We start from the raw sequence: 4163 nt of genomic DNA, 5'->3' as shown, positions 1-4163 counted from the left end.
AGTTCGCCATAATGTTCGGCGAGCGCTTCGACGCTTGAGTATCTGAAACCGCATGGACCGGGCTAGATACACAAAGTTCAGGACACTCCCTCAAGACGATTTCTCTTTTCTTGAATCGCCAAGCGTTCAATCATGTGGAACGTTACCTGGCATCATGAAGGCTCTCGCGAGGCACTTGTGCTGATCCCCGTGCGTTCGCTGATTGCTTTCAAGCCGTAGATCAGCAGCCAACTTGCAAAGAGAACGGAATGTTCCCAGTTCGCGCCACATTCACCAAACGATGCGTTGTCTGGTGTCATCAATGAATGACTGATTTCGACTTTGCGCCCGGGTGTGTGCCCTACGACACACCGTTATCTCGTCCGCTATCCAGCCGCCGCATCACAAAAGAGGCAGAGTTCGGCCACTCGAAAGATCAGATGCGCACCTAAGTCAGTCGGAACACTGTCCTGCTCTCCGGGTTGGGATCCGTGTCACCAGCCCCTTGCCACAGCAGGGCCCGACAACTCGGAAGGAGCAATCATGTCCAATTTTCATGCCGATAGTTTGCGTTCGCGCAGGTCGGACCACCTGCGCGGCGGCGGCTGGTGGATCTTTGCAATCATCCTTGCCATCGTGCTGGCGCTGTTCGGACTGGCGCTGTTTGCTGGCGGCGTCTGGCTAATCTTCCTGGGCGGCAGTTGGTATTACGCCCTCGCGGGTGCCGGTCTGCTGGTGACAGCCTGGCTGCTGGTCACCAATACTCACGACGCGCTGCCTGTTTACGGGCTAATCTGGCTCGCCACGGTGATCTGGGCTTTCTGGGAGGTCGGCACCGACTGGTGGGCGCAGGTCCCGCGCCTTGTCGCCCCGACCGTCGTTCTGGTCCTGATCTTGCCCACTGCCATCGCCCTGGGCAACCGCCGCAAACGTTGAGACATCGCCATGAACAATCTTCTCCTTTCCGCCTCGGCCATCGCGATCCTGATGGCATCAACGGCCCCTGCCTTGTCGCAAACGCCTCCTGCGCCTGAACCTGCCACTCAGCCCACGGGCCAGCCTGCTACTCCCGCTCAGGCTCCCGGCGAAACATCTGCGCCCGACAGCCCTGCCTTGGAAAGCCCCGCTGCTGCCACGCCCAACGGCGAAGAGACTGCCGAAGCAGGGGCGACCGAGCCTACGGATCAGGCTGATCGAGCCCCCCGGCCGCAACCTAAGATCGGCGCCGATTGGCCCTTCTGGGGCGGTGATGCGCAAGCGACGCGATACACACCCCTGGACCAGATCACGCGCGAGAATGTGGATCAGCTGGAACGCGCCTTTGTCTATCGCACCGGCGACATGCCGACCGGCAGCGCCGAAGGCAAGTATGCGGCCGAGACCACGCCCCTGAAGATCGGCGACCAGCTGGTGATGTGTTCAGCCAAGAACATTCTGATCTCAATTGATGCCGCCACAGGTGAGGAGAACTGGCGCTACGACCCTCTGGTCAGCAACGAGGCCATTCCCTATTCAGCCTCCTGCAGAGGCGTCTCGGCCTATACAGCACCTGACCTGCCCGACGACGCGCAATGCAAGACCCGCGTGATTGAAGGCACTCTCGACGCCCGGCTGATCGCGGTCGACCTGCGCACGGGCCAGCCTTGCGCCGATTTCGGCGAAGGCGGGCAGGTGGACCTGTGGCAGAATATCGGCGAAAGGGTGCCCGGCTGGTACGCCGTCACCGCGCCGCCCGCCGTCGTGCGCGGCGTCGTCGTCACGGGCGCGCAGGTCAAGGACGGGCAAGCCGAAGATGCGCCCTCCGGTGTCATCCGCGGCTTTGACGCGGTCACGGGCGAGTTCATCTGGGCCTGGGATCTGGGCAGGCCCGGCGAAAACGGCCAGCCGCCCGAAGGCGAGACCTATACCCGCGGCACGCCCAACATGTGGACCACCGCCACCGGGGACGAGGAGCTTGGCCTTGTCTATCTGCCGATGGGCAATTCCTCGGTGGATTACTATGGATCCAACCGCTCAGAGTTGGAAAACCAATGGGCGACCGGCCTTGTCGCGCTGAATGCGCTGACGGGCGAGCCGATCTGGGATTTTCAGACCGTCTATCATGATGTCTGGGACTATGACCTTGGGAGTCAGGCAACTTTGCTGGACTTCCCCACGGGCGGGGGCGAAACCACGCCCGCGATCCTGCTGCCGTCCAAGCAGGGCGACATCTACATCCTTGACCGCGCCACGGGCGAGCCGCTGACCCCGGTCGGCGAAATCGAAACGCCGCAGGAACCCAGCGTCGAGCCTGACTACATCTCGGATGTGCAACCAACGTCCGAATGGCATACCCTGCGCAAGGACGAGCTGGTGGAAAAGGACATGTGGGGCTTCACGCCCATCGACCAGCTGTGGTGTCGCATCCAGTTCCGCCGCGCCAGCTACAAGGGCTTCTACACGCCGCCGACCGCCGATCAGCGCTGGATCCAGTATCCGGGCTACAATGGCGGGTCGGACTGGGGATCGGTCGCGGTCGATACCGATCGTAACATCATTGTGGCCAACTACAACGACGTGCCAAACTACAACCGGCTGATCCCGCGCGAGGAGGCCAATGAATTGGGCCTGCGCCCGATCAACGAGCAGCCGCAGGGCAGCGAAGCCGGCGAGAACGCGGATGTGGGAGGGGCCGAGGGCGAGGGCGATCCCCAGGCAGGTGCCCCTTACGCCATCGATGTGAACGCGGGTTGGCGCAACGACGTGACGGGTGTGCCCTGCACGCGACCGCCCTACGGCGGCATCCGCGCCATCGACCTGAACACCGGTGAGACGCTCTGGGACACGCCCATCGGCACCGCCCGGCGCAACGGACCCTTCGGTATTCCCTCGATGCTGCCCTTCAAGATCGGCACGCCCAACAACGGTGGCTCGGTCGTCACGGCCGGCGGACTGATCTTCATCGCGGCCGCGACCGATAACCTGTTCCGCGCCATCGACATCGAGACGGGCGAGACTGTCTGGCAGGATGTGTTGCCCGCAGGCGGACAGGCCAACCCGATCTCCTACGAGGTGGACGGCCAGCAATATGTCCTGATCGCAGCGACCGGCCATCACTTCATGGAAACACCCATCGGCGATTACATCATCGCCTATCGATTGCCGGAGTGAGGTCGGTCCGCCGCAGGTCAGCAGGAACGTTTAGACAGCAGGCTGGTTGAGAATGCTTCCACCGATCAGAGGATGCTGCCATGAGCCCAGATATCATTCCCGGGGCAAGGTTTCCCGACTATGTCCTGGCGGACCATACCAAAACCCGGCGCCGCCTCTCCGACCTGCAAGGCGACCAGCTGATGATCGTGGTCCTGACCCGTGGCTTCTTCTGCCCCAAGGATCGCCAGCACATGCTGGAGCTGGTGCGGTTTCATCCGCAGTTTGTGGTCGGCTATACGCAACTGGTTACCATCACCACCGACGATTGGCACACGACCAACAACTATCGCCAGCAGACCTCGGCGCCCTGGCCGTTCCTTTATGACGAGGAGCGGGTGGTGCAGAAGGATCTCGATATCAAGGAGTACACTGACACGTCCCACGACGTGATGATCCCGCACACCATTGTGCTGGGCCGCGGGCTAGAGGTGTTCAAGGTCTACAACGGCTACTATTACTGGGGACGCCCCGCGATGGCCGAGCTTCATGCCGACCTGCGCGACCTAGGGCAGCGAACATACAAGGACTGGGACATTACCCAACCCGATCTGCGGCAGAGATGGCAGGCCGGTGACAGGTCCGTTTTCTATCCGTATAGCGAGAACTCGATCTCGATGGAAACCCTGATGCTGCAGATGGCGGGAGCCGTCGACCAGTATGCGGGTGACGCGGAAAAGGGGTGAAGCCTCGCCGGTCTTGCAACGATGAGGGCGTTTGAACTCACCAGCCGTTCCGCCCTCTTGCGTTGAGAGGCAGCCAGGTCATTCTGGATCGGTCTGAAACCCCAAGGCCCAGGTCACCGGCACCCTGAACCGCCCCGGGTTTACCGGAGAGTAAAACACTCAAAGGATGAGCCCTATGTCAAAGCCGAGATTCACCCCCGCCTATCCGGCCGAGCTTCGCGAACGCGGTGTTCGGCTTTTCCGAGAGAACCGTGGCGACTATGCCAGCGACACGGCTGCCTACAGGGCGATTGCGCGTGAGCATTGGCT

Annotated in this window: 3 protein-coding genes; all 3 read left to right on the top strand. The window is 61.8% G+C overall.

Annotation, left to right across the window (positions count from 1 at the left end):
• The first annotated feature begins 522 nt into the window (after positions 1-522).
• The 3 genes from RAH32_RS21260 to RAH32_RS21250 all read left to right on the top strand — a co-directional run bounded on the left by RAH32_RS21260 (position 523) and on the right by RAH32_RS21250 (position 3854).
• Complete coding sequence (locus tag RAH32_RS21260) at positions 523-915, top strand: glucose dehydrogenase (RefSeq protein ID WP_240544801.1); 393 nt, start codon at positions 523-525, stop codon at positions 913-915.
• A gap of 9 nt (positions 916-924) precedes the next feature.
• Positions 925-3129, top strand: coding sequence for an outer membrane protein assembly factor BamB family protein (locus tag RAH32_RS21255; protein ID WP_306610386.1), 2205 nt, complete (start codon positions 925-927; stop codon positions 3127-3129).
• 80 nt (positions 3130-3209) lie between these two features.
• Complete coding sequence (locus RAH32_RS21250; RefSeq protein ID WP_201281140.1) at positions 3210-3854, top strand: redoxin domain-containing protein; 645 nt, start codon at positions 3210-3212, stop codon at positions 3852-3854.
• The last annotated feature ends 309 nt before the right edge of the window (positions 3855-4163 follow it).

The organism is Paracoccus yibinensis, assembly GCF_030846195.1.
GTDB classification, from domain to species: Bacteria; Pseudomonadota; Alphaproteobacteria; order Rhodobacterales; family Rhodobacteraceae; genus Paracoccus; species Paracoccus yibinensis.
This window is presented reverse-complemented; position numbering and strand designations above follow the sequence as displayed.

Excerpts from the sequence above, each read along its gene's own strand:
- RAH32_RS21260 (WP_240544801.1), top strand. The coding sequence starts at position 523 with ATGTCCAATTTTCATGCCGATAGTTTGCGTTCGCGCAGGTCGGACCAC.
- RAH32_RS21255 (WP_306610386.1), top strand. The coding sequence starts at position 925 with ATGAACAATCTTCTCCTTTCCGCCTCGGCCATCGCGATCCTGATGGCA.
- RAH32_RS21250 (WP_201281140.1), top strand. The coding sequence starts at position 3,210 with ATGAGCCCAGATATCATTCCCGGGGCAAGGTTTCCCGACTATGTCCTG.